A 20865-nucleotide genomic window follows, 5' to 3' on the forward strand; every position below is an offset into this window, starting at 1 on the left:
CGGCGGCCCGCCGGCCGTGCCTTCGCGGGCCGGTCGGCCGCTCCGCTCAGAACGTCCACCGCGTGTGCGTGTACACGCCGTTGTCCCGACCGAAGCCGTACGCCGTGGTCGGCGTCACCGCGAAGACCACCACGTTCCCCTTCCGCATCGCGTCCCCGATCCCGTGGAAGGTGCCCTCGGGCGAGGTGATGTGCGCCCCGTACTTCGCCTCGTACGCCGCGATCACTTCCTCCACCACCGCCGGATCGGCAACCGGCTCGGCCCTGCCGTCGACCACGAGGTCGAGCCCTTCGGTGAGCGAGTTCCCCCCGGTGGTCAGCGCACAGTGCCCGTCGTGAGCGAGGTTCCTCGCCTTCTGTTCCTCCGCGCCGGTCGAGAAGTACACCACCCCCTCGTGCCAGGCGGCGATCACGGGAGTGACGTGCAGCCGGCCGTCGGCTCGCACCGTGGACAACCAGAAGATCTCGGCGGCCCCCAGCTGCCGCTGCGCCTCGGCCCAGTCGGTGGCGGTGACGTCCTCGGCCCCCGGGCGGGGATTCAGCGCCGAGCTGTAGCGTGCGTCGAGCTCGGTCGCCGTGGGTTCTTTCGCGGGTCCCTGCACTGTCATGGCGGACCTCCTTCCTCTCCCCGTAACGACCGGCCGCCCCCGCGGAAACCACCAGGCCCCCGCTTTCGCCCGTCTGCCTGCCTGACCAGGGGATCGTCGAGGTCGCCACACCCCTCCGTGCGACCGGCCGCCGCAAGCGTCGCGCCCCGCCGCAACCGCGGCTTGTTTCAGCGGGCGGCATACGTCGCAGACTTCCCGTGCTGGTCGTGTGCGGTGCGACTGACTGGAGGGTGATGCGGCATGTCGATGCCGAGCGTTCTGGCGTTCTTCGCGCATCCCGACGACGAAGCCCTTTCCGCAGGCGGCGTCCTGGCCCGGCATGCCGCTGCGGGGGCCCGGACCGCAGTCCTGACCGGGACGTGGGCGGCGGGTACCGGACGGGTCGGCGAACTGGCCCGTGCGCTTGCGATCCTCGGCGCCGGTGCGCCCCGGCTGCTCGGTTACGCCGATGCCCGCGTCCCGTCCTCGGCCCCCGGCCGGTCCCGGTTCTGCGAGGCCCCGCTGGACGAGGCGGTGGGTGCCGTGGTCGCCCACATCAGGGAGTTCCGGCCGCACGTGGTCATCACGCACGACGGCTACGGAGGCCTGACCGGGCACCCGGACCACATCCACGCCCACCGGCTCGCGGTCATCGCCGTCCACGCGGCCGGTCTCGGCAGGCTCTACCCCGATGCCGGCAACCCCTGGCAACCGTCGACCCTCTGCCTCGCGACCCACCCCCACTCGGCCGCCCGGGCCCTCGGCGGATACCTCCTCCGACCCGACGGGGCCGTGGCGAGTGCGTACTCCGTACCGGACGAGACGGCCACGGCCGTCGACGTCAGCCCCTGGGTCGAGCAGAAGCTTGCGGCCATCGCCGCCCACCGCAGCGAGGTGGAGCGGGGCGCCGCCCCGGGCCGCATCGCCGCGCTCGCGCCCGAGGTCCAAAGGCGGGTCATGGGCACCGAGTGGTACGTCCGCCACGACCTCGCCCCCACGGCGGGACGGGCCTGACACATCGCGGTCGGGGGCACCCCGACGTTCAGGGGCCCGCCCCGAGGGGCCGGTCAGCGGGGCCGTAGCCCGTCGAAGACCACCTCGAAGATCCGCTCCCGGGCCGCCGGGTCCGCGCCGAGCTGTTCCATCATGGCGCCCGTACCGACCAGCAGCGCCAGTAGCTCCGGCAGGCTTAGCTCCGGGCGGACCACCCCGCCCCGCTGGGCCTCGGTAAGCAGGCCGGCGAGCCGGGCCTGGATCTCCTCGGTCGACTCCCGCAGCGCTGCGTGCACGTCCACACCGGCCGAGGCGAGCGCCTGCGCGAACTCGTTCTTGCCCGCCGACCGTTCCACCACCAGACGGAAGCAAGCGAAGAAGGCGTCGGCCGGATCGGCCTGGTCCGCCAGCTGCGCGGTCATGGCCGCCATCTCCTCCAGCCTGCGCACCATCACCGCCTCCAACAGCGCCTCCTTGGTGGGGAAGTGCCGGAAGAGCGTGCCGACGCCGACCCCGGCGGCCCTTGCGATCTCCTCGGTCGGCACGCCGACGCCGCGGGTGGTGAACACCTCCGTGGCGACATCGAGCACCTTGGCCCGGTTGCGGGCCGCGTCCGCCCGCAGCGGGCGCTCCTGTGCGCCACTCATCCCTGTTCCGCCTTCCTTCGCCGGCGACGGCATGACTCCCTGGACAACCGGAGTCGCCAGTCCGTATCGTTGCAAACGGAGCCGCTAGTCCGATTCTACTGCTGATCCTGCCGGAGGTTGATCATGCCCAAAACGCTGTCACCGCGAGAGGTTTCCCAGAAGCTGCTGGAGACCATCGGTGCGGGTCGGTACTCGGAGCTGGCCGCACTCTACGCAGAGGACACGGTCGTGGAGACCGTCTTCGAGCCGGTCGGGCCGCGCAGGTTCGAGGGCCGGGCCGTGCTCGCCGAGCGGTTCGCGCAAGTCTCCGCGGGTTCGCCCGTGGAACTGACCCCGGTGAACGTGGTCATTCGGGAGACCGATGACCCGGAGGTGGTGGTCGCCGAGTGGGACTACCGGGTGGACCACCGGGCTACCGGACGGACCTTCGAGACCGCCAACATCCAGGTACTGCGGGTCCGCGACGGCCTGATCGTCAGCAGTCGGGACTTCCACGACCACCTGGCCCTCGTGGTGGCGGGCGGCCACCTGCCCCAACTGGTCCAGGCGTTGGAGGCCGCCCCGGTCCCGGCGGGACGAGGCCGATCGGACACGTGATCCGCCGGAGACGGGCCCGGCGCCCCGCACACCGGCTCGGTGTGCGGGGAGCTCGTCCGTCAAGGTCAGGGAATCGGCGGAGCCCCGGCCGGGGGTCGGGTCGTCCAGGTGCGCGGGGTCATGAGGGGCGTCCCTCGCGGAGGTAGACCGCGGTGCCGGACCGGGCGGCCGCGTGCAGGGCGGTCAGGGTCTGGAGGTGGGCGGCGAGCGGGGTGTCCCGCAGGTCGTCCAGGTGCTTGAAGGCGTGGCGGTCGTGCTCGGCGCTCAGCCGGACGGGGCGTTCGCCGGTGTGGATGCCGCCGTGGAAGAAGTAGTCGATCACGGGGCCGGTGTTCTCGACGTCGGCGCGGTGGTCGATGCCGATCAGCCGCGGTACGTCGTCCAGTTCGGCCCCCGTCTCCTCGCGCATCTCCCGCCGCGCCGCCGCCCACGGGTCCTCGCCGTGGTCGAGCATTCCGCCCGGGAGCCACCACTGTCCGGAGGCGGGCTGGCCGGGGCCGTACCGGAGCAGCAGGACGCGGTCGTCACGGTCCAGCATCAACACGCAGGACGCCACGATCGTCTGCGGGAGCGTCTTGATCCACTCCTCTCGGGGAATCCACACGGTCATGCCTCCCGGGCGGGGGTGGTGGCGGCCAGGGTCCGGGCGGCGGTCTTCTCCAGGTGCGCGGTGAACAGCGCGGCCGGGTCCTCGACGCCGAGCCGGTGCAGCGCGACCATCGCCGTGACCAGTACGTCGCACACCTCCGACTCCACGTCCTGCCACGAGTGGGAACGGCCCTTGCGGGGATTGGTGCCGGTGGCGCCGATGACGGCCTGGGCGGCCTCGCCGAACTCCTCCCCGATCTTGAGCACTTGCAGCACCCGGCGCTGCTCGGCGGGCACATGGGTGGTGGCCTCGTCGAGGAAGGCGGCGAGCTCCCCGGTCACCGCCCAGGCGTTCTTCTCCACGGTGGTTCCTTTCGTCCGGCTGTCGTTCGGTTCCGGCCCTGTGAACGAACGGGGGGCGTCCGGGATGCCCGGACGTCCACCGAGGAGGTCATCCTTGCGCCCTCACCGTTCCCCAGGGGGCGTCGGGCGCCTGCCGCGGGATCAAGTCCTCAGGGGCGCGGGGCTGGTGGGGTACGGCGCCGGCGCCAGTAGGCGACGGTCAGGAGCCCGAGGAGCGGTCCCCAGAGCAGGAGCGGGGCGTAGGCGGCGAGGAAGGAGCCGAGGCGCCAGCCGTGCAGCGCGATGGTGGGGAAGTCGTCCGGGAGCGGCACCCGACGTCCGCGCAGGACCGGCACCCAGCGGGGGAAGGCCTCGCCCCACGGGGCGATGAGACCGACGGCGGCGAACGCGAGGAGTTCGGAGAGGACCGACAGGAGGGTCACGTACACCGGGGTGGGCAGGCCCGCCGTGGTGTCCGCGGCGCCATGGTGCCTGCCGTCGCCGGCCATGGCGAACACGACGGTCGCGATCCGCCAGACGCCGGACGGCAGGACGGCGAACGGGATGGCGTGGGCGACGAGCCGGGCCGAGGGGGGTGCTCCGGCGAGGGGCACGTGAGCGGCCCGCCACGCACCACGCCATCCGTGCCGCGGCGACTCCTCGACGGTGGTCATCAGTGCTCCTCAGGTCACGCGGGGACTCCGGCTCTTGCCATGTCGAAGATCCCAACCGTGGTGGGCGGAAGATGTCGCCCCGGGGCAGGAACCGGCTTCCCCGTCCGGAGGAGCGTCCGGGGACGCGGCGTGGCGGTGCGGAGCCCATCCGCCCCCCCCCGCAGGGGCGCTTGGAAAACCTAGAGCCCCTAGGTTATAACTAGGGCTCCTAGGTTGGTTGGACGAACAGAAGGCGACGGCGCATGGTGCGGGCAGGGCTGACGGCGGAGCGCGTGACGGCCGCGGGCGCCGAACTGGCGGACGAGGTCGGATTCGACCGCGTGACCATGTCTCAGGTGGCGCGGCGGCTCGGCGTGAAGGACGCGAGCCTCTACTCGCACGTGCGCAACCTGGAGGACCTGCGCGGACGGATCGCGCTGCTGGCGGCGGACGAGAAGACCATCCGCATCGCGGAGGCCACCGCCGGGCTGGCGGGCAAGGACGCGCTGGTCGCGTTCGCCAACGCCTGGCGGGAGTACGCCCACCGGCACCCGGGCCGCTACACGGCGACCCAGACCCCGATCGACATCGACCCCGTACTGGCCGCACGGGCGCCCGGACCGCGGCGCGCGGTCGAGCTGACGTACGGCATGCTGCGCGGCTACGGACTGGCCGAGCCCGATCTGACCGATGCGGTCAGGTTGTTGCGCAGCACGTTCCACGGGTTCGTCGCCCTGGAGGCCGCGGGCGGGTTCGCGCACCAGCGTTCGCCGCAGAGCTCCTGGCTCCGCGCCCTCGACGCCCTGCACACCCTCCTGGAGCACTGGCCCCCGTACGAAGAAGGAGACCCCGCATGACCGCCCCGACCCCGACCCTCGGCAGCCTGCGCGTGAACGGCGCGACTCTGCACTACGAAGTACGCGGCCAGGGCCCGCTCCTGCTGCTCGTCCCCGGCGGATCGGGTGGCGCGGCCTCCTTCGACGGCATCGCCGACGACCTGGCCGCCGCCGGATACACCGTCGCCGCCTACGACCCGCGCGGCATGTCCCGCAGCACGCTCGACGACCCCGAGGCCGAGCAGAGCGTGGCCGAGCACGCCGACGACGCGCTGCGGATCCTGGACCTGCTCTCGCCGGCGGAGCCCGCGCGGGTGTTCGGCGCCAGCTCGGGCGCGATCGCCGCGCTACACCTGCTCGCCACCCGTCCCGAGCGCGTACGGCGCCTGGTGGCGCACGAACCGCCGCTGGTGGAGGTCCTGCCGGAAGCCCCCGCACACCGTGCGTTCCTCGCGCGCGTGCAGGAGACGTTCCGCACCGGGGGACTGATGCCGGCGATGGCCGAGTTCGCGGCCGGCCTGAAGGCGGAAGACGGCGACACGCCGTCGACGCCGCGGCCCACCCCGCAGGCCGATCTCAAGCTGCCGCCCGGGGTGGCGGCCCGGGCCGAGCGGACGATGGCGAACCTGCCGTACTTCCTGGGACGCATCGTGCCCGCCTTCATGGGCCACGCCCCGGACGTCCACCGCCTGGCGACGGTGTTGGACCGGCTCGTACTCGCCGGCGGCGAGGACTCCCGCGGCGAACTTCCGTACCGCCCGGCCGCGCTCCTGGCCGAGCGCCTCGGTACGGACCTCGTGCACTTCCCCGGCGGCCACACGGGCGTGACCACGCACCCCGCCGAGTTCACCGCCCTGCTCCGCAGGACCTTCGACGCGTAACCCCGAACCCTCGTTGACAATGGGGTTGCTCGCCGGACCCGTCGCCCCGGGCCATCCGGATCCGTCCAACGACAGCATCCGCCCGCTCACCGGCGGAGCCGGATGCGTCAGTACGAACAGCCGGGCATGCGACCACGGGACGTTGGCGCGCAGGGGCGGTACGGCACCCGCCATCTGGCCCGGTTGCACCTTGCTCGTACGAGCCGTCTTCCCGGTTGCCATGCCGAGGACACCCACGCTCCCACTGCGACGCAAGCAGCTCACCCCCGTTTGTTGCGTACCGCCAGCACCGCCCCGGCCAGCCCGGCGACGCCTCCGCTGACCAACGGCACCGCCTGTAGCGACGCCTTGTGGTCCACCGAGTAGAAGCCCAACCAGGCGAACGCCAGACCGAAGCCGATGACGATCGTGTACTCCAGCAGGCGGAACCCGTAGCCCACCCACTGGTCAAGCCGCTCCTGCCGCAACTGACGCTCTACCAGTTGGCGCCGCCACGCGAGGTGGTCGGCTTCGATGCCCTGCCACTTCCGTGCTTCGTCGGCATCGGGAAACGACGGTACGACGCCGACGGGCGGCGCGATGAACGCCGTTGGTTCGTAGTCGCCCGCGTGCGGCGTCTCCGGCGGCGGTACCGGACGTCCCGGCTCGTGCTCAGACATCGGTGCCCCCGTCCTCGTCCCTGCCCGGCGAGAGCGTTGCCGTCAGCCGGTCCAGGCCCAGCAGTTCCTCGTCGATCGCTCTCTCGGCAGCCGCACGACGCACCGTCCGTTCTTCCCGGGACCAGCGGGCCGGCGGCGCCACCCACCGCAAGGGCCCCGTCCCCGGTGCATCTGCGTGAGCCGGCGGTCTTGCGAGCTGTACCGCGGTGCTCACCTGCGTGCCGAGGAAACCCAGCCCGAGCGCGAAGACCGCCCATGGCACCACCGCCCCGAGGAACGCCGACACGTCCTCGTGGCTGATGTCCGTGACGGACGACAGCCACACCAGAGCCGCCAGCAGCAACACCACCCCGGCCGGCACAGCGGAGGTGCCGATCGTGCTCCGCCGGCCCCGGTACGGGGACGCAGTCGGCGCGTAGGCGGCAGGTGGCGGCGGTGCGGCACTCGCACTTGGCGCGGTGGCAGGGGCGGCGTAGGCGGCCGCAGGTGCGCGAGCGTAGTCGGGACCAACGGGGTCGAGGAGGAGCTGCGCCGCGGACAGCGTCAAGCGTCGGGACGGGTCCCGGTGCAACAGGCCGCTGATCAGCGGGGCGAGGGCGGGGTTCCGTCGTGGTGGGGGAGGGTCTTCGCCCCTCACCGCCGCGACGGTGGCCTGCGCGGTGTCCCGCCGGAACGGTCCGACGCCTTCGGTGAGGTCGTAGAGCGTCGCCCCCAGCGAAAACAGGTCGCTCTCCGCACCCGGCGCACCGCCTTCCAACTGCTCGGGAGACATGTAGTCGGGAACGCCGACGGCCAGATCCGATGGGCCCAGCACCCACAGGTGGAAACCGGTGAGTCGCACCCGACCGGTGTCGTCGAGCACCACACTGGAAGGCGTCACGTTGAGGTGCACGATCCCCGCCGCGTGTACGCGGGCCAGCGCACGGAGCAGGGCTCCCGCGACCTGTCGGGCTCGGGGAGCGGGCATCGGGCCGTGCATCCTGAGGTCTTCGTCCGCGGAGCGGCCCGACATGCGCTCGGTGACCAGCCAGAGGGCGTCGTCCTCTGCGATGACATCGAGCACGGCCACGATGTCCGGGTCATCGCGCAGGAGCGCGACCGTACGGGCCCTGCGCATCGCGAGCACCGGCCACTCCCCGCGCGCGCCCTCCAGCACCCCGTCCGGAGGCCGCACCTCCCGGACGTCCACCTCGACCTGCAGGAGCACGTCGAGGGCCACCCACGTACCGCCCAGCACGTCATGCCCGAGCCGGTGCGTCAGCCGGTAGCGACCGCCGACCAACGACCCCTCACGCCTTTCCTGCGCCATGGTCCCCCTCGTGGCAATCGGCGCGGCTCGGAACGAGCACTCTGTTCTACCCCGGTCGGGCGGGGTGGGTAAGGGCTGTTTTCGGCAAGGGGTGGCCGACCGCACGGCCTGCCACTCGGCGGACCCCACAACCTGCGCTCGGGCGACCGCGTGCGCCCGTACGAACGGCAGTACCCCGGCGCGGGTCAGCGTGGAGTTGCCCTCCGGTACTGCGAGAGGACGGCGGCGCCCGTTCGTCCGGACGACGTGCACTCCAGGAACGCGGGCGGGCCGCCGGCCGGGAAGAGGCGTTCTCCGGTGCCGAGGACGGTGGGGAAGGTCAGGAGCCGGTACTCGTCGACCAGGTCCTCGGCCATCAGGGCGTGCACGACGCTCAGACTGCCGGTGATGATGACGTCCCGCTGCTCACGCCGGACGGCCTCGACGAGGTCGCCGTCGATGACCTGCGAGTTCGCCCACCCCGAGACGTCCGTCAGGGTACGGGTGGCGATCAGTTTAGGCACGGCGTTCATCCGCGCGGCGAACGGGTCGTCGCGTCCCGGCCAGAGCCGCGAGAACAGCTGCCAGGTGGTGCGCCCCAGCAGCATGACCCCCTCGTCCAGCAGGCTGCCGAGCCGGAACTTGTCTCCGGCGACGGTCTCGGGGCCGTGGCGGAACGCCCAGCCGCCGGTCGGCGTGCCCGCGGATCCGTCCGGGTCGGTGACGATCCCGTCCAGGGTGATGAATTCGATGACGATGACGCTCACGATGACGTCCCTCCGGTCGATGCTCACCGGTACGTACCGGCGGCACCGGTACGACTCATCGCACCCGGCGGAACTCGTCCGAAGAAATCTGCCGGGGCAGGCCGAACGCCTCGAACACGCGGGGATCGGCGAACACGACGTTGTGGGCGATCCGGCCGCCGGTGACCGTGAAGACCTGGAGCGTGTGCAGCCGGTGACCGCCCCCGCCCCCGCCACCCGCCCGGCTCTCGACGCCGTCGCCTTCCGGCGCGTACGCGGCGAGCGCGGGCTGCCCGTTGGCGGTGAGGCGCCGCACGCCCCACCCGGCCCCGCGCATCTCGAACACGCGGCGCATGAACAGGCCGTAGTCGCGGCTGCCCCGGTACCACAGCGGCACCGGCGGCATCTCCAGCACCGCGTCATCGGTGAGGAGCCGTACGAGCCCGGGGACGTCGGCGGCCTCGAACGCACGCACGTACCGGTCGATCACGGTGCGTGCCTCGGGGTCATCGGGCTCGGTGACCTCCCCCGAGTCGCCCACGTCCGCGAGGGCCGCGCGGGCCCGCTGCAGAGCGCTGTTGACGGCCGGGACCGTGCTCCCGAGCTGCGCGGCGACCTCGGCGGCACTGAACTCCAGTACCTCGCGCAGGACGAGCACGGCCCGCTGCCGCGGCGGCAGAACCTGCATCGCCGCCACCAGCGCGAGCCGCATGTCGGCCCGCACCCCCGTGTCGAACCGGGCGTCGGGGAAGGGCTGCAGCCAGGGGATGTCGAGCGCGGGCGTGAGCGGAGCCCCGGGATCGTCGCTCGGCGCACCCAACCCGGACGGCAACGGCCGCCGCGCACGGCCTTCCAATGCGGTCAGACACACGTTGGTCGCGATCCGGTACAGCCAGGTCCGTACGGACGCGCGCCTACGGTCGTACCGGTCGCGGGCCTTCCACGCGCGCAGCATCGTTTCCTGCACCAGGTCCTCGGCCTCGTGGAACGAGCCCAGCATCCGGTAGCAGTACGTCGTCAGCTCACGCCGGTGAGCCTCGAAGTCCACGGGTTCCACGGCGTCCACGGCTTCCACGAGACCATCATGACGGCGCGGCGATGCCGTTCGGGCGGTTCACTCGTTGGAGGTGGGTGTCGCGTCCGCACCGCCCTTCCCCCGAAGGCACCCCCGCGCCCCGCAAGCACTTCGTCGTCGCCGCCATGGGGTGCGCCGGGGGGATGGTCATGCTGGACCAGACCGTCGTCGCGGTCGCCCTCGACTCGATGGCGCGCGAGCTGGGGCTGACCACCTTCGTCCTCCACGGCGTCGTGCTCCTGCGCCAGGCAATGAACCTGCCGCTCCTGGCCACCGGCACCTCCCTGCTCCCACTGGTCACGGCCCTGACGGCGGGAACCTTCACCTCCGGCTACCTGCTGGACCGTTCCGGGTCCATCCGGGTACCCGTGGTGCTCGGCCTGGCGACCGCCACGCTCGGCGTGACGGCGTGGACGGTCGCCCTGGAGCCGCGCGCGTACGTGTGGCAGGTTCCCGGGATGATCCTCGCGGGCATCGGGATGGGCATGCCGATCCCCGCCCTGAGCGCCGAACTGATGCGTGCGGTCCCCGAGGACGAGAGGCCCGACGCCTCGGTCCTGCGGCAGACGCTCCGCCAGCTGGGCGGCGCCGTCGGACTGGCCACGGCAGGCGCCTTCGTACTGGCCGCCAACAGCGACGCGGCAGACGCGGCCGGCATCGTCACCGCGACCGCCGCCCCTGCGGCCTTCGTGGTGGCGAGCTGCTTCTTGGCGGCCGCACTGCTGCTCGCCGTCACCGTGCTGCCGCGCAAAACCCGCACGGACGGACCGGGCCGGCCCAGCGGTGCGTGAGGAGCACACCCCACCTCCTGCCCGGACGCGCTCACCCGACCGGAGCGGGCACGAGATGTCGGGTCCGGCATGGTGGTCGCTGTCTAGCGTGGTGAGCGTCAAGAGGAAGGAACCGGGCATGCTGGAGCGGCTGAACCAGGCCATGGAGCACATCGAGCGCCATCTCGACCAGGCCATCGACGTGGAGGAACTGGCACGGATCGCAGCCACCTCGGAGTACCACCTGCGCCGGATGTTCTCCACGCTCGCGGGCATACCGCTGTCGGAGTACGTCCGGCGCCGCCGGCTCACCCTCGCGGGCGCCGAAGTGCTCGCCGGGCGCGAAACGCTGCTGGACATCGCGGTGCGCCACGGCTACGGCTCCGGCGAGGCGTTCGCGCGGGCGTTCCGCGCCATGCACGGCATCGGACCGGGCGAGGCCCGCCGTACCGGCGCCGAGCTCAGCTCCCAATCCCGGATGGCCTTCCGTCTCACCATCGAAGGGAGTAGCGACATGCGTTATCGCGTCGTGGACAAGGCGGACTTCGCCGTGGTCGGGCTCAAGGCCCGGGTACCGCTGGTACACGCGGGACCGAACCGAGCGATCGTGGACTTCGTCCGCGGGATCGCCCCCCAGAGCCTGGAGCGCCTGGAGGAACTGTCGGACCAGGAGCCGCACGGCATCGTCGCGGTCTGCGACGACCTGGACCCCAGCCGCGCCGAGGGCACCGAACTCGACTACTACCACGGTGTGATCACCTCCATGGCCGCGCCCGAGGGCACGACCGCGCTGGGCGTCCCGGCCGGCACCTGGGCGGTGTTCACCACCTCCGGGCCGGCGCCGCAGGCCATCCAGGAGCTGTGGCGGGACGTGTTCACGCAGTGGTTCCCGTCGAACCCGTACCGCAGCCGACCCGGCCCCGAGATCCTGCGGATCCGCCCGTCGCCGGACGAGACCGGGGTCGACGCCGAACTGTGGCTCCCGGTGGAGCCCGAGCAGGGCTGAACACCTCGGCAGGACTCGGGGCCACTGTGCCGTGGGGATCCCGTCATCACGTCGTCTCGTCCGTCCCGTCGTCCCGTCATTGGCGGGGGAGGGGGATGGGTACGCCCGCCGAGCGGAGTTTGGTCTCGGTGAGCGCGGTCAGCCGGGCTGCGACCGGTGCCCGGTCCCCGCGGTGGTTGTTGATCAGCCTGTACTGCGCGGAAGCCTTGGTCCAGGCCCGCAGGTTGGCGGGATCGCCCAGCAGCTCGGGGTGGGCGAGACAGTGGTCGGCCATGGCGGTCGCGAGTTCGTCGATCCTCGGGTCGTCCGGTTCCCAGGACTCGGCCTCCCGGCCGCGTTGGGTCAGGTCGACGTACTCGGGGTCGTCGAGACGGTGTTCGAGCTGGGTCAGGAAGTCGTCGAAGCCCTGCGGCACCATCGCCGAGGCCAGCACCAGGGCCTCGCGCTGCGCGGCCACGTAGTCGGGGCCGAAACCGAGGGCGGACATCCGTTCCAGCAGTGCCACCGCGCGGTCGGGCAGCAGGGCCCGGTCGCCGTCGGCGAGCCGGTGCAACGTGTCGCGGCGCGTGATCAGGTCCGCGATCCGTTCGGTGAGCTGCCGCTCGACGTCGGCGAGGACGGCGGCGAAGTGCTCGGCGTCGGCGTCGGCGTCGAGCAGGGGCCCGATCTCGGCCAGCGGCACCCCTGCGCCGGCCAGCGTCCGGACCTGCACCAGCCGCAGCAGGTCGGCTGATCCGTACCGCCGGTAGCCGGAGCCGTCGCGTCGAGGCTCCTCGACCACTCCGAGCTTGTGGTAGTGCCGCACCGTCTTCACCGTGACGCCGACGAAGGCCGCCGCCTGCCCGATCGTGACTCCGCTCATCGCTGCGTTCATCATCTGCTCAGCCTGCCTCGTGTCGGGCTCAGTCCGTCGGCCGGGCCGGATCCGCCTGCCCGCCGCCGAACACCTCGTCGACGAGCCTTTGGCAGGCGTACTGGAACGCCGCTGCGATGGACAGGTCTGCGTCATCCACACAGTTCAGCCCGGCGGTCAGGGTCTTCTTGCCGTCGGGCGTGCCGTACATCAGCGCCGCCGAGCCCCCCTGGGCGCCGTTGTGGTGGAAGACCGTACCGCCGTACGGCCCCGCGGCCTGGGCGAACACTCCCAGGCCGTAGCCGGCCTTCGGCTCCGGCGTGCGCATCTCGGCCAGCAGCCCGGCCGGCAGGAGCTTGCCGCCCATCAGTGCGGAGAAGTACGTGTGCAGATCCCGAGTGGTCGAGATCATGTCTCCACCGGCCGAAACCCAGGAGGGGTTTTGACGGCTGATGTCGACCGTCTCCTCCTGCCCGGCGTCCCCGTGGCGGTAGCGGCGGTAGTAACTGCGGCTGTACGGCTCGGGGATCTCCGGCGAGCTGTCCGGCGCGACGGTGCCGGTCATCCCCAGCGGCCCCAGGACCAGCCGCCGCAGCTCCTCGGCGAACGAACGGCCGGTGACCTTCTCGATCACCAGCCGGGCCAGGACGTAGTTCGTGTTGGAGTAGCTCCAGTCCGCTCCCGGTTCGAACCGGGCCGGCTTGGACAGCGCCAGCCGTACCAGTTCCTGCGGCCGGTGCGTCGTGAACCGGTTGTCGACCCACTCCGTGCCCGTGACGCCGTAGGGCATGGGGATCCCCGGCACGAACGTGCCGTCCTCGTAGAGCTCGCCGGTGTGGTTGAAGATCCCGCTGGTGTGTTGCAGCAGCATCCGCACGGTGATCCGCCGGTCCAGTCCGAATGCGGGCAGGTAGTCGTCGGCCGGGGCGTCCAGTCCGATCCTGCCCTCGGCCACCAGCATGAGCGCCGAGGTCGCGATGAAGTTCTTCGTACTGCTGCCGATGCGGAAGTGCCCGTCGGTCGGCGGCTCGCCGCTGCGGCCCAGTTCGCGTGCCCCGGCGCTGCCGACCCACTCGCCCCGCTCGTCGTTCACCCGCAGCTGCACCCCGAGGAATCCGGACTCGACGATCTCCTCGATCGCCTTCTGCAGCTCCGGTCGATCCTGCCCCTGGTCGGAAAGGGTGATGGACATGTCGCTCCCTTGACATCCGCTGGGCCCGATCCGGAGCCGGGCCGCTGCGACGAGCCTCCACCCCGACCCGAGGTCAACCTCAACGGTGTTCCGGGTCACACCGCCGGCCCGTGGTCGAAGGGCAGGGACTGTTCCTGCCCGGCGCCCCCGCACCGGCGGCCCCCGGCGCAGCCGCCCCCGCAACCCCCTCTTCCCCCACCACATCCGAGGAGCGCACATGACGATCACCCTCCGGCCCGGCAGCACCGTGATGTTCACCGGCGATTCGGTCTACGGCATCCGGACCGGCCCGTGACCTGGCTGAACACCGAGATCGGGGGCCACAAGGTGAGCGACCTGGAAGCCCGATGGCAGGCGGACGTGCTCGACGCACACCCGGACGTGGTGTCGATCCTCGTCGGCGTCAACGACATGGGCTGGCACACCGTCGACCCGGACGGCCACGTGATCCCCGCCGAGGACTTCGCGGCGGGTGACAGCCGCCTGCTCGCGCCGCTGGCCGCAGCGGGAACGGAGCTGGTCCTCATCGAGCCCTTCCTCCTGCCGATCAGCGGCATCGTCACGGCACGCGACACGCACGTCGACGACGAGGTCCGAAAGGCGTGGCGCGCCGATCTGGACCCGAAGATCCAGGTCGTACGCGCACTCGCCCGTGCATACGGCGCGCACCTGCTCGCCGCGGACGCCATGTTCGCCGAACTCGCCGCGGCGACGGGACCGGAACACCGGGCCGCGGACGGCGTGCACCCGACGCCGGCCGGCCACGCCGCACTCGCGTCGGCCTGGCTGCGCCTGGTCGCGTGACCGTTCATCGGGTCAGTGCGGGATGGAGTCGATGATGTCCCGGGCGCCTTGGCGCAGCAAGGCGACGCCGACGGACATGCCGAGGGTCGCCGGGTCCAGGGGGCCCGCCCATTCGTGGGCGTCGACCACCTGCTTGCCGTCGGGGCTGAACACCCGGCCCCACAGGGAGAGGCGGCCGTCGGCGGTGGCACGGGCGTATCCGGCGATCGGGCTGTTGCAGTGGCCTTGCAGGACGTGCAGCAGCATGCGCTCGGCGGTGGTCTCCCTCCAGGCGTCGAGGTCGCCGAGCGGGGCCAGCGTATCGATGACGGCCCGGTCGTCCTTGCGGACCTGGAGGGCGAGGACCCCGGCGCCGATGGGCGGGAACATCTGTTCCACGCTCAGGATCTGGGTGATCCGGTCGGCGCGGCCGATGCGTTCCAGGCCCGACACGGCCAGGAGCAGGGCGTCGGCTTCCCCGGCGTCGAGCTTGGCCAGGCGGTTGTTGGCGTTGCCGCGCATGGGGATGCAGTCCAGGTGCGGGTGGGACTGCGCGAGCTGGGCGACGCGGCGCACGGAGGAGGTGCCGATCCGCGAGCCGGCCGGGAGCTCGTCGAGGGTGAGGCCGTCCGGCTGGACCACCGCGTCGCGCACGTCATCGCGTTTGAGGTGGGCGGCGAAGACGGTTCCTTCGGGGAGGGGCCGGTCGCCGGGGATGTCCTTGACGCAGTGCACCGCGACGTCGGCTTCCCCGGCGAGGAGCGCGGCGTCGACCTCCTTGGTGAAGGCGCCCTTCCCGCCGAGGGCGGAGAGGGCGCCTTGCCACCGGTCGCCGGAGGTCGTGACGGGCACGACGGTCGTACGGATGCCGGGGTGGTGCTGGGCCAGCTCGCTCCGTACCCGCTCCACCTGGGCCAGGGCCATGGGTGAGGAACGGGAGACGATGCGGATTTCGTCGGGTCGGGTCATGGGGCCACGATAGGCCGTCGGACCTCGGCGCCCCGCGCAAGCCGCATGCCCAACCAAGCTTGGGCGTAAGCCGGTTGGGGTTGTCGGGCGTGTGTGCGAGGGAGCCGGCGGCGATGCGGACGGGGCCCGGTCCGAGCAGGTGGTCGAGCCCGGGCCCGGGTCCGGGACCGAGCCCGCCGGGCCCGCTACGGCGCCGGCGGTGCCCAGCAGTCGGGGCCGCCGCCGCGCCAGTCGACGTGGGTGGGGTCCGTGAGGTCGAAGTCCTCCGCGCACTCCATTCCCGTGGCGGCGAGGAAGACGGCTATGTCGCTGATCCGGTACGCCGTGCCCAGGCTCTGCCCGTCGTACCGCACCCGGCGCCAGCCGCGGTGGTCCGGGGGGTGGACCACCAGGCGGGGAGCCGGGGTCGGTATGCGGCCCTGGTCGTTGCCGGGGCAGGCGCTCGTCATGCCGCCCTCGCCCAGGATCGGGCCTTCGCCGCGCGGCGGAGCTCGGCCGGGCCGCCCGCCGTACGGACCGGGCGCGACCAGTACGGATGGGCGGTGATCGCACGCGAGAGGTCGATCAGCCGGCGGCGGAGCCCGGTGGTACGGGCCGACGCGGGCTGCCGAGCCAGTTCCCGGTAGGTGCGGAGCCAATCGGCCTGGAGCTCGACCAGGTCGTCGGGGAAGGAGGGGGCGGACGGGGAGGGGTGGGACGAGCGGGAAGAGGAGTACTGCATTCCCTAATTCAAGCACGTGTTCGATTTATGGTGCGAGTGGAGCACGCGCCATCGAAGGCCGAATGCCGTGCCCCCACCCGTAGGAGCGCCGCGCAACCTTCGACGGCACGAGCACGGGGCTCAGCCTTCGTCCCTCGTCCCGCCCCCGCCCGCTGTGACCAGGCCCGATTCGTACGCCGCGATGACCGCCTGGGCGCGGTCGCGGACGGCGAGCTTGCCGAAGACGCTGGTGATGTGGTTCTTGACCGTGGACAGGCTGAGGTCCAGGGCGCGGGAGATCCCGGTGTTGTCCAGCCCGGTGGCCATCAGGCGCCACACCTCGACCTCGCGGGGCGTGAGTTCGCCCGTCCCGGTCGGGGTCGGCCGCGGAGCGTGCGGGGCCCGTACGTACGTGGAGATCAGCCGCGTGAGCAGGCGCGGCGCGACGGCGGCCTCGCCGGCGTGGACCGTGCGGATCGCCGCGCCCAGGTCCTCCGGGGAGCTGTCCTTGGGCAGGAACCCGGAAGCTCCGGCGCGCAGGGCGCCCACGACGTACTCGTCCAGGTCGAACGTACTGAGGGCCAGGACCCGGCAGCCGGGAAGGGTGGCGGCGAGCTCCGCGGTCGCGCCGACCCCGTCGAGGACGGGCATCCGGATGTCCATCACCACGACGTCGGGGCGCAGCTGGCGGGCGAGGTTGACGGCCTGCGCGCCGTTCTCGGCCTCGCCGATCACCTCGAAGGCCGGGTCGGGGGAGAGGATCAACGACAGTCCGCGCCGGACCAGCGGCTGGTCGTCCGCGATCAGGACCCTGATCCTCGTCGGCGTCGGCGTCGGCGTCGGCGTCGGCGTCGGCGGTAGCGTCGGCTCGGTCATCGGTGGGCCCCCTCGTGCTGGACGGCCGCCTCGGCCGTCTCCTCCGTACTGAGCGGCAGGTCGGCGACCACCGCGAAGCCGCCGTCGGCCTGCGGGCCCGCGGTGAGGGTGCCGCCGTGCAGGGCGACGCGCTCGCGCATGCCGAGCAGGCCGTATCCGCCCGATCCTGCCGGGGGAGCCGCCTCCTGGAGCGCCGCGCCCGCGCCGTCGTCCCGCACCTCCACGGTGATCCGGTCCTGCCGGTACGTCAGCCGTACGGACGTCCGCGCGGGCCCCGCGTACTTGCGGGCGTTGGTCAGGGCCTCCTGGGCGATCCGGAACACCGTGAGGCCGACGGTCGGCGGCAGCGGGCGCGGCTCCCCGTGGACGCTGAACTCGGTGGGCAGTCCGGCGAGCCGCGACTCGGCGACCAGACGGTCGAGGTCGTCAGCGCCGGGCTGCGGCTGCGAAAGCTCGGCCTCCGGTTCGTCGCCGGCCCGCAGTACGTCGAGCAACTGGCGCATCTCGCGCAGTGCCAGCCGCCCGGACGACTCCAGGGTGATCAGGGCGTCCCGGACCACCTCCGGATCGCCGATGTTGGCGCGGGCGCCGCCGGCCATCAGCTGCATGGTGGTGATGTGGTGCGCCACGATGTCGTGCAACTCCCGTGCGATGCGGCGGCGTTCATCGGCCACGGCGCGGTCGGCGAGGAGTCGCCGGTTGGCCTCCACCTCCCGCTGCCAGCGGTTGACCGCCAGGGCGGTGCCGACGACGATCAGGGTGGAGGCGGGCGCGGACACGACGTCCTGCCAGGGCGGGATCCGGCCGTGGCTCTGGCTCAGCAGCGTCAGCGCGACGGTGGCGACGGCCGCGACGGCGGTGACCCGGCCTGGGCGGGCCCGGGCGACCGAGTACAGGGCGACGATCAGTACGGCGCCGAAGTGGGTGGACAGCGGCACGGTCAGGGCGGCCGTCGCGTCCAGCGCCAGTACGGCGGCGAGCGCCGAGACGGGGTGGCTGCGCCGGGCGAGCAGCGGCAGGGCCGCCAGCGCGACGAGCAGGAACCCGGCCACGTTCACGGCGTGCTGCCCGCTGGGATCGTTGAAGAACACGTAGCTGAGCAGGTTCATGGCGCACGCCCCGCCGGTGACGAGCGCGTCGTTACGGGTCCACGGCGGCTCGGCGGTGTCGCTGCCGACGTCGGTGTGCGACAGCTCCCGCTCCCGCTCCCGGTCTTCCCCGGGCTTCGCGGCCTCGCCGGGCCCGCGGTCTCGGCTCCTGGGCATGTCTGTTCCCTGTCCCCCTGCGTCCGGCCTGCCAACGGCCTCCGGGACAGGGTTTCACAGCAGCCGCACGACCAGGACCGCAGCCAGGACCAGGACCAGGGTCCTGGTCGGGGCGCCGGCCCGGGACCCAGGACCCCCGCCCGGATCATCCGCTGCCCCGACGCCCGACCGTACCCCGCACTGATGGTCTGGACACCGGCCGGGAGCCCCCGGCAAACACCCGCATGCAACCCGCAACCCGCAACCCGCAACCCGCAACCCGCAACCCGCATCCCGCATCCCGCATCCCGCACCCAAGCCGTCCGCCGGAGGACACATCGTGATCCGCGCCCTGACCGGATACTCCACCAGACACCCCTGGAAGGTCATCACCCTCTGGGCGGTGCTGGGCCTCGCCCTGAGCGCCCTGGCCCCCACCCTGCTCGCCCGCGTCACCCAGAACCAGACCGGGGACTTCCTGCCCCGCAGCTACGACTCGGCCGCCGCGCTGCACATCGCCGAGGAGCAGTTCGGGGTCGATCCCGACGCCACGACGGTGACGGTGCTGGTCGCCCGGGCCGACGGCAAACCCCTCGACGCCGCGGACCAGCAGCAGATCGAGGCCCGGGCGGCGAAGCTGGCCCAGCGCCGGGTGGTCATGCCCCGGCAGGACGACAAGCCGCAGTTCCTGGTCCCCGACCGCTCCCAGACGCCCCGCATCGCCCCGGCGATGACCGCGCCCGACCGGAGTTTCCAACTGCTCTCCGTCGAGCTGCTCGGCAATCCCGCGGACGAGGGCGTCCAGGGCGTCTACCGGGCCTTCCGGGACTCCGCCCGGACGCAGTTCGCCGAGGCGGGGATGCGTACCGGGTTCACCGGGGGGCTGGCCGACACCGTCGACACCGCCGACTCCCACGCGACCGCCACGAAGGTCGGGGGCGCCCTCATCACCTTGCTGATCGTCCTGCTCAACGTACTGGTGTTCCGCAGCGTGCTGGCCGCCCTGCTGCCGCTGCTCGCCGCCGCCATGATCATCGGCGTGGCGGGTGGGTCCGTCGCGGGCGCCGCGATGCTCACCGGCCTGAAGCTCGACGCGGGCACGCCCGGACTGATCAACCCGGTCCTGCTCGGCATCGGCATCGACTACCTGCTGTTCCTGCTGTTCCGCTTCCGCGAGCAACTGCGGGCCCGGCCCGAGCAGTCCGCCCGCGAGGCGGCCGGGCAGGTCGCCGGCCGGGTGGGCACCGCGATCACCTCGGCGGCCCTGACCATCGTGGCCGCGTTCGCGACGCTGGGCGTGGCGACCTTCGGCCAGTTCCGCTCGCTGGGCCCCGCGATCGCCGTCGCCGTACTGGTGATGCTGCTCGGCAGTCTCACCCTGATGCCGGCGCTGCTCGCGGCCGCCGGGCGAAAGATGTTCTGGCCCTCCCGGGCGCTGCGCCGCGAGCCGCCCGAGGGTCTGGCCGCCCGCTTCGGCGCGCTGGTAACGCGACGACCCCTGATGATGCTGGCCGCTTCCGTCGCCCTCCTCGGCGCACTGGCCGCCGGGACGGTCGGCATCCGCATGGACTACGGGCAGGGTGACTCCGGTGCCCGGACCCCGGCGGCGGCCACCGCGGCCGAGATCTCCCGCGCGCTGCCGGCCGGCGTGTCGGACCCGACGAGCGTCTTCGTCGCCGCCGAGGACGGGGGCACCCTCACCGCCGACCGGCTGGGCGGCCTCTCCCGCGCGCTCGCCGAGGTCGAGGGCGTGGGGCAGGTCGCACCGACCGTCCTGAACGAAGACCACCGCGCCGCCCGCATCGACGTCTACCCGACCGCGGACCCGCAGAGCCAGGAGGCCCGCGACCTGGCCTCCGGACCGATCCGGGCCGCGGTCGCCGCGCACGCGCCCGCCGGTACGGCAGCACACGTGGGCGGAACGGCCGCGGTGTTCGCCGACATCTCGGCCGCTGTCGACCACGACCTGACCATCGTGTTCCCGGTCGCGGCCGTGCTCATCGCGCTGATCCTCCTGCTGCTCCTGCGCAGCCTGCTCGCACCGATGGCCCTGCTGCTCTCCGTCGGACTCGGCTTCGCCGCCACCCTCGGCGCCGCCACCCTCCTCTTCCAACACGCCCTCGGCAGGCCGGGCGTCAGCTTCACCCTCCCGCTGGTGCTGTTCCTGTTCGTCGTGGCCCTGGGCACCGACTACAACATCCTGATCACCGACCGGATCCGCGAGGAGATGCGCCGCCCGGGGCCGGCCCGAGCCGCCGTGGCCCGCGCGCTACGTCACACGGCACCGGCTATCGCGACGGCGGGCCTGATCCTGGCGGGCTCGTTCGCCACCCTCGCCACGACCCCCGGCACCGAACAGGTCGCCTTCGCCATGACGCTCGGCATCCTGCTCTCGGCGCTCGTCCTGTCGCTGGTCCTGGTCCCCGCCCTCGCCGCACTCCTCGGCAGGACCCTCTGGTGGCCGGTCCGCCCCCGCCCCACGCCCGGAACCCGTCTCCGGCCCCGTACGACGGAACCCGCCGGGGATCCGGAACCCGCCCGGGTCAAGGCGTACTAGCCGATTTCCCGGGCGACCGGGACG

General features: G+C 72.5%; 23 protein-coding genes and 1 pseudogene. 8 read left to right on the plus strand and 16 right to left on the minus strand.

Features of this window, described 5'->3' with window-relative positions; all coding sequences use genetic code 11:
* Positions 1 to 46 precede the first annotated feature (46 nt).
* Positions 47 to 607 (minus strand): pyridoxamine 5'-phosphate oxidase family protein, encoded by a 561-nt coding sequence (locus tag OHA65_RS37035; RefSeq protein WP_327286231.1) that lies wholly within the window; start codon positions 605 to 607, stop codon positions 47 to 49.
* A 240-nt stretch (positions 608 to 847) separates the two neighbouring features.
* Here OHA65_RS37035 and OHA65_RS37040 point away from each other — a divergent pair, with 240 nt between their 5' ends.
* Positions 848 to 1600 carry a PIG-L deacetylase family protein gene (locus OHA65_RS37040; RefSeq protein ID WP_327286233.1) on the plus strand — a complete coding sequence of 251 codons (753 nt, stop codon included), beginning with the start codon at positions 848 to 850 and terminating at the stop codon, positions 1598 to 1600.
* 53 nt (positions 1601 to 1653) lie between these two features.
* On the opposite strand, the gene OHA65_RS37045 is transcribed toward OHA65_RS37040, so the two are convergent.
* Positions 1654 to 2226: a helix-turn-helix domain-containing protein gene (locus OHA65_RS37045; RefSeq protein WP_328765537.1), complete on the minus strand. Its 573-nt coding sequence runs from the start codon at positions 2224 to 2226 to the stop codon at positions 1654 to 1656.
* 123 nt (positions 2227 to 2349) lie between these two features.
* On the opposite strand from OHA65_RS37045, the gene OHA65_RS37050 reads away from it, so the two are divergent.
* Positions 2350 to 2823: a nuclear transport factor 2 family protein gene (locus OHA65_RS37050; protein ID WP_327286235.1), complete on the plus strand. Its 474-nt coding sequence runs from the start codon at positions 2350 to 2352 to the stop codon at positions 2821 to 2823.
* Between the two features lie 118 nt (positions 2824 to 2941).
* On the opposite strand, the gene OHA65_RS37055 is transcribed toward OHA65_RS37050, so the two are convergent.
* From OHA65_RS37055 to OHA65_RS37065, 3 genes are all read right to left on the minus strand, one after another.
* On the minus strand, positions 2942 to 3433 hold the full coding sequence (locus OHA65_RS37055) for an NUDIX hydrolase (RefSeq protein WP_327286236.1): 492 nt from the start codon (positions 3431 to 3433) through the stop codon (positions 2942 to 2944).
* Positions 3430 to 3774 carry a MazG-like family protein gene (locus tag OHA65_RS37060; protein WP_328765538.1) on the minus strand — a complete coding sequence of 115 codons (345 nt, stop codon included), beginning with the start codon at positions 3772 to 3774 and terminating at the stop codon, positions 3430 to 3432. Before OHA65_RS37060 ends, OHA65_RS37055 begins: the two co-directional genes overlap by 4 nt.
* Before the next feature lie 149 nt (positions 3775 to 3923).
* The gene (locus tag OHA65_RS37065; protein ID WP_327286238.1) at positions 3924 to 4427 is read right to left on the minus strand and encodes a hypothetical protein; all 504 of its coding nucleotides are present in this window, start codon (positions 4425 to 4427) and stop codon (positions 3924 to 3926) included.
* Positions 4428 to 4669: 242 nt separating this feature from the next.
* Between OHA65_RS37065 and OHA65_RS37070 the strand changes: the two genes are divergently transcribed.
* The gene (locus OHA65_RS37070) at positions 4670 to 5263 is read left to right on the plus strand and encodes a TetR/AcrR family transcriptional regulator (protein ID WP_327286239.1); all 594 of its coding nucleotides are present in this window, start codon (positions 4670 to 4672) and stop codon (positions 5261 to 5263) included.
* Positions 5260 to 6123 carry an alpha/beta fold hydrolase gene (locus tag OHA65_RS37075; protein WP_331736331.1) on the plus strand — a complete coding sequence of 288 codons (864 nt, stop codon included), beginning with the start codon at positions 5260 to 5262 and terminating at the stop codon, positions 6121 to 6123. Before OHA65_RS37070 ends, OHA65_RS37075 begins: the two co-directional genes overlap by 4 nt.
* A 260-nt stretch (positions 6124 to 6383) precedes the next feature.
* On the opposite strand, the gene OHA65_RS37080 is transcribed toward OHA65_RS37075, so the two are convergent.
* The 4 genes from OHA65_RS37080 to OHA65_RS37095 all read right to left on the minus strand — a co-directional run bounded on the left by OHA65_RS37080 (position 6384) and on the right by OHA65_RS37095 (position 9864).
* The gene (locus tag OHA65_RS37080) at positions 6384 to 6782 is read right to left on the minus strand and encodes a hypothetical protein (RefSeq protein WP_327286241.1); all 399 of its coding nucleotides are present in this window, start codon (positions 6780 to 6782) and stop codon (positions 6384 to 6386) included.
* Entirely contained in the window at positions 6775 to 8091 is a 1317-nt protein-coding gene (locus OHA65_RS37085) for a serine/threonine-protein kinase (protein WP_328765541.1), read from the minus strand. Before OHA65_RS37085 ends, OHA65_RS37080 begins: the two co-directional genes overlap by 8 nt.
* A 185-nt stretch (positions 8092 to 8276) precedes the next feature.
* Entirely contained in the window at positions 8277 to 8837 is a 561-nt protein-coding gene (locus OHA65_RS37090) for a dihydrofolate reductase family protein (protein ID WP_327286243.1), read from the minus strand.
* Positions 8838 to 8892: 55 nt separating this feature from the next.
* Positions 8893 to 9864: an RNA polymerase subunit sigma-70 gene (locus OHA65_RS37095; protein ID WP_329317112.1), complete on the minus strand. Its 972-nt coding sequence runs from the start codon at positions 9862 to 9864 to the stop codon at positions 8893 to 8895.
* 83 nt (positions 9865 to 9947) lie between these two features.
* Here OHA65_RS37095 and OHA65_RS37100 point away from each other — a divergent pair, with 83 nt between their 5' ends.
* Together OHA65_RS37100 and OHA65_RS37105 are read left to right on the plus strand one after the other, a co-directional pair.
* Entirely contained in the window at positions 9948 to 10682 is a 735-nt protein-coding gene (locus tag OHA65_RS37100) for an MFS transporter (protein WP_327286244.1), read from the plus strand.
* 118 nt (positions 10683 to 10800) lie between these two features.
* Positions 10801 to 11667 (plus strand): AraC family transcriptional regulator, encoded by an 867-nt coding sequence (locus tag OHA65_RS37105; protein WP_327286245.1) that lies wholly within the window; start codon positions 10801 to 10803, stop codon positions 11665 to 11667.
* Positions 11668 to 11743: 76 nt separating this feature from the next.
* On the opposite strand, the gene OHA65_RS37110 is transcribed toward OHA65_RS37105, so the two are convergent.
* Positions 11744 to 12541 carry a MerR family transcriptional regulator gene (locus OHA65_RS37110; protein WP_329317114.1) on the minus strand — a complete coding sequence of 266 codons (798 nt, stop codon included), beginning with the start codon at positions 12539 to 12541 and terminating at the stop codon, positions 11744 to 11746.
* A 28-nt stretch (positions 12542 to 12569) separates the two neighbouring features.
* The gene (locus OHA65_RS37115; protein WP_331736333.1) at positions 12570 to 13712 is read right to left on the minus strand and encodes a serine hydrolase domain-containing protein; all 1143 of its coding nucleotides are present in this window, start codon (positions 13710 to 13712) and stop codon (positions 12570 to 12572) included.
* A 217-nt stretch (positions 13713 to 13929) separates the two neighbouring features.
* Here OHA65_RS37115 and OHA65_RS37120 point away from each other — a divergent pair.
* Positions 13930 to 14516, plus strand: a pseudogene (locus OHA65_RS37120) (GDSL-type esterase/lipase family protein).
* Between the two features lie 12 nt (positions 14517 to 14528).
* Here the strand turns inward: OHA65_RS37120 and hemC are convergent.
* The 5 genes from hemC to OHA65_RS37145 all read right to left on the minus strand — a co-directional run bounded on the left by hemC (position 14529) and on the right by OHA65_RS37145 (position 18305).
* Positions 14529 to 15464 carry a hydroxymethylbilane synthase gene (hemC, locus tag OHA65_RS37125; RefSeq protein WP_327286248.1) on the minus strand — a complete coding sequence of 312 codons (936 nt, stop codon included), beginning with the start codon at positions 15462 to 15464 and terminating at the stop codon, positions 14529 to 14531.
* A 185-nt stretch (positions 15465 to 15649) separates the two neighbouring features.
* Complete coding sequence (locus OHA65_RS37130) at positions 15650 to 15913, minus strand: hypothetical protein (protein ID WP_327286249.1); 264 nt, start codon at positions 15911 to 15913, stop codon at positions 15650 to 15652.
* Positions 15910 to 16185, minus strand: coding sequence for a hypothetical protein (locus OHA65_RS37135; RefSeq protein ID WP_327286250.1), 276 nt, complete (start codon positions 16183 to 16185; stop codon positions 15910 to 15912). The genes OHA65_RS37130 and OHA65_RS37135 overlap by 4 nt, the downstream gene beginning before the upstream one ends.
* A gap of 120 nt (positions 16186 to 16305) precedes the next feature.
* Complete coding sequence (locus tag OHA65_RS37140) at positions 16306 to 17040, minus strand: response regulator transcription factor (protein WP_331736335.1); 735 nt, start codon at positions 17038 to 17040, stop codon at positions 16306 to 16308.
* Positions 17037 to 18305, minus strand: a complete 1269-nt coding sequence (locus OHA65_RS37145) for a sensor histidine kinase (RefSeq protein WP_331736337.1) — start codon at positions 18303 to 18305, stop codon at positions 17037 to 17039. The genes OHA65_RS37140 and OHA65_RS37145 overlap by 4 nt, the downstream gene beginning before the upstream one ends.
* A 319-nt stretch (positions 18306 to 18624) precedes the next feature.
* Between OHA65_RS37145 and OHA65_RS37150 the strand changes: the two genes are divergently transcribed.
* Positions 18625 to 20841: an MMPL family transporter gene (locus OHA65_RS37150; RefSeq protein ID WP_331736339.1), complete on the plus strand. Its 2217-nt coding sequence runs from the start codon at positions 18625 to 18627 to the stop codon at positions 20839 to 20841.
* The last annotated feature ends 24 nt before the right edge of the window (positions 20842 to 20865 follow it).

Source organism: Streptomyces sp. NBC_00045 (assembly GCF_045041095.1).
Lineage (GTDB): Bacteria > Actinomycetota > Actinomycetes > Streptomycetales > Streptomycetaceae > Streptomyces.

Excerpts from the sequence above, each read along its gene's own strand:
- OHA65_RS37070 (WP_327286239.1), top strand. The coding sequence starts at position 4,670 with ATGGTGCGGGCAGGGCTGACGGCGGAGCGCGTGACGGCCGCGGGCGCC.
- hemC (WP_327286248.1), bottom strand. The coding sequence starts at position 15,464 with ATGACCCGACCCGACGAAATCCGCATCGTCTCCCGTTCCTCACCCATG.
- OHA65_RS37135 (WP_327286250.1), bottom strand. The coding sequence starts at position 16,185 with ATGCAGTACTCCTCTTCCCGCTCGTCCCACCCCTCCCCGTCCGCCCCC.
- OHA65_RS37080 (WP_327286241.1), bottom strand. The coding sequence starts at position 6,782 with ATGTCTGAGCACGAGCCGGGACGTCCGGTACCGCCGCCGGAGACGCCG.
- OHA65_RS37035 (WP_327286231.1), bottom strand. The coding sequence starts at position 607 with ATGACAGTGCAGGGACCCGCGAAAGAACCCACGGCGACCGAGCTCGAC.
- OHA65_RS37040 (WP_327286233.1), top strand. The coding sequence starts at position 848 with ATGTCGATGCCGAGCGTTCTGGCGTTCTTCGCGCATCCCGACGACGAA.
- OHA65_RS37105 (WP_327286245.1), top strand. The coding sequence starts at position 10,801 with ATGCTGGAGCGGCTGAACCAGGCCATGGAGCACATCGAGCGCCATCTC.
- OHA65_RS37085 (WP_328765541.1), bottom strand. The coding sequence starts at position 8,091 with ATGGCGCAGGAAAGGCGTGAGGGGTCGTTGGTCGGCGGTCGCTACCGG.
- OHA65_RS37110 (WP_329317114.1), bottom strand. The coding sequence starts at position 12,541 with ATGAACGCAGCGATGAGCGGAGTCACGATCGGGCAGGCGGCGGCCTTC.
- OHA65_RS37055 (WP_327286236.1), bottom strand. The coding sequence starts at position 3,433 with ATGACCGTGTGGATTCCCCGAGAGGAGTGGATCAAGACGCTCCCGCAG.
- OHA65_RS37065 (WP_327286238.1), bottom strand. The coding sequence starts at position 4,427 with ATGACCACCGTCGAGGAGTCGCCGCGGCACGGATGGCGTGGTGCGTGG.
- OHA65_RS37075 (WP_331736331.1), top strand. The coding sequence starts at position 5,260 with ATGACCGCCCCGACCCCGACCCTCGGCAGCCTGCGCGTGAACGGCGCG.
- OHA65_RS37145 (WP_331736337.1), bottom strand. The coding sequence starts at position 18,305 with ATGCCCAGGAGCCGAGACCGCGGGCCCGGCGAGGCCGCGAAGCCCGGG.
- OHA65_RS37050 (WP_327286235.1), top strand. The coding sequence starts at position 2,350 with ATGCCCAAAACGCTGTCACCGCGAGAGGTTTCCCAGAAGCTGCTGGAG.
- OHA65_RS37130 (WP_327286249.1), bottom strand. The coding sequence starts at position 15,913 with ATGACGAGCGCCTGCCCCGGCAACGACCAGGGCCGCATACCGACCCCG.
- OHA65_RS37140 (WP_331736335.1), bottom strand. The coding sequence starts at position 17,040 with ATGACCGAGCCGACGCTACCGCCGACGCCGACGCCGACGCCGACGCCG.
- OHA65_RS37045 (WP_328765537.1), bottom strand. The coding sequence starts at position 2,226 with ATGAGTGGCGCACAGGAGCGCCCGCTGCGGGCGGACGCGGCCCGCAAC.
- OHA65_RS37115 (WP_331736333.1), bottom strand. The coding sequence starts at position 13,712 with ATGTCCATCACCCTTTCCGACCAGGGGCAGGATCGACCGGAGCTGCAG.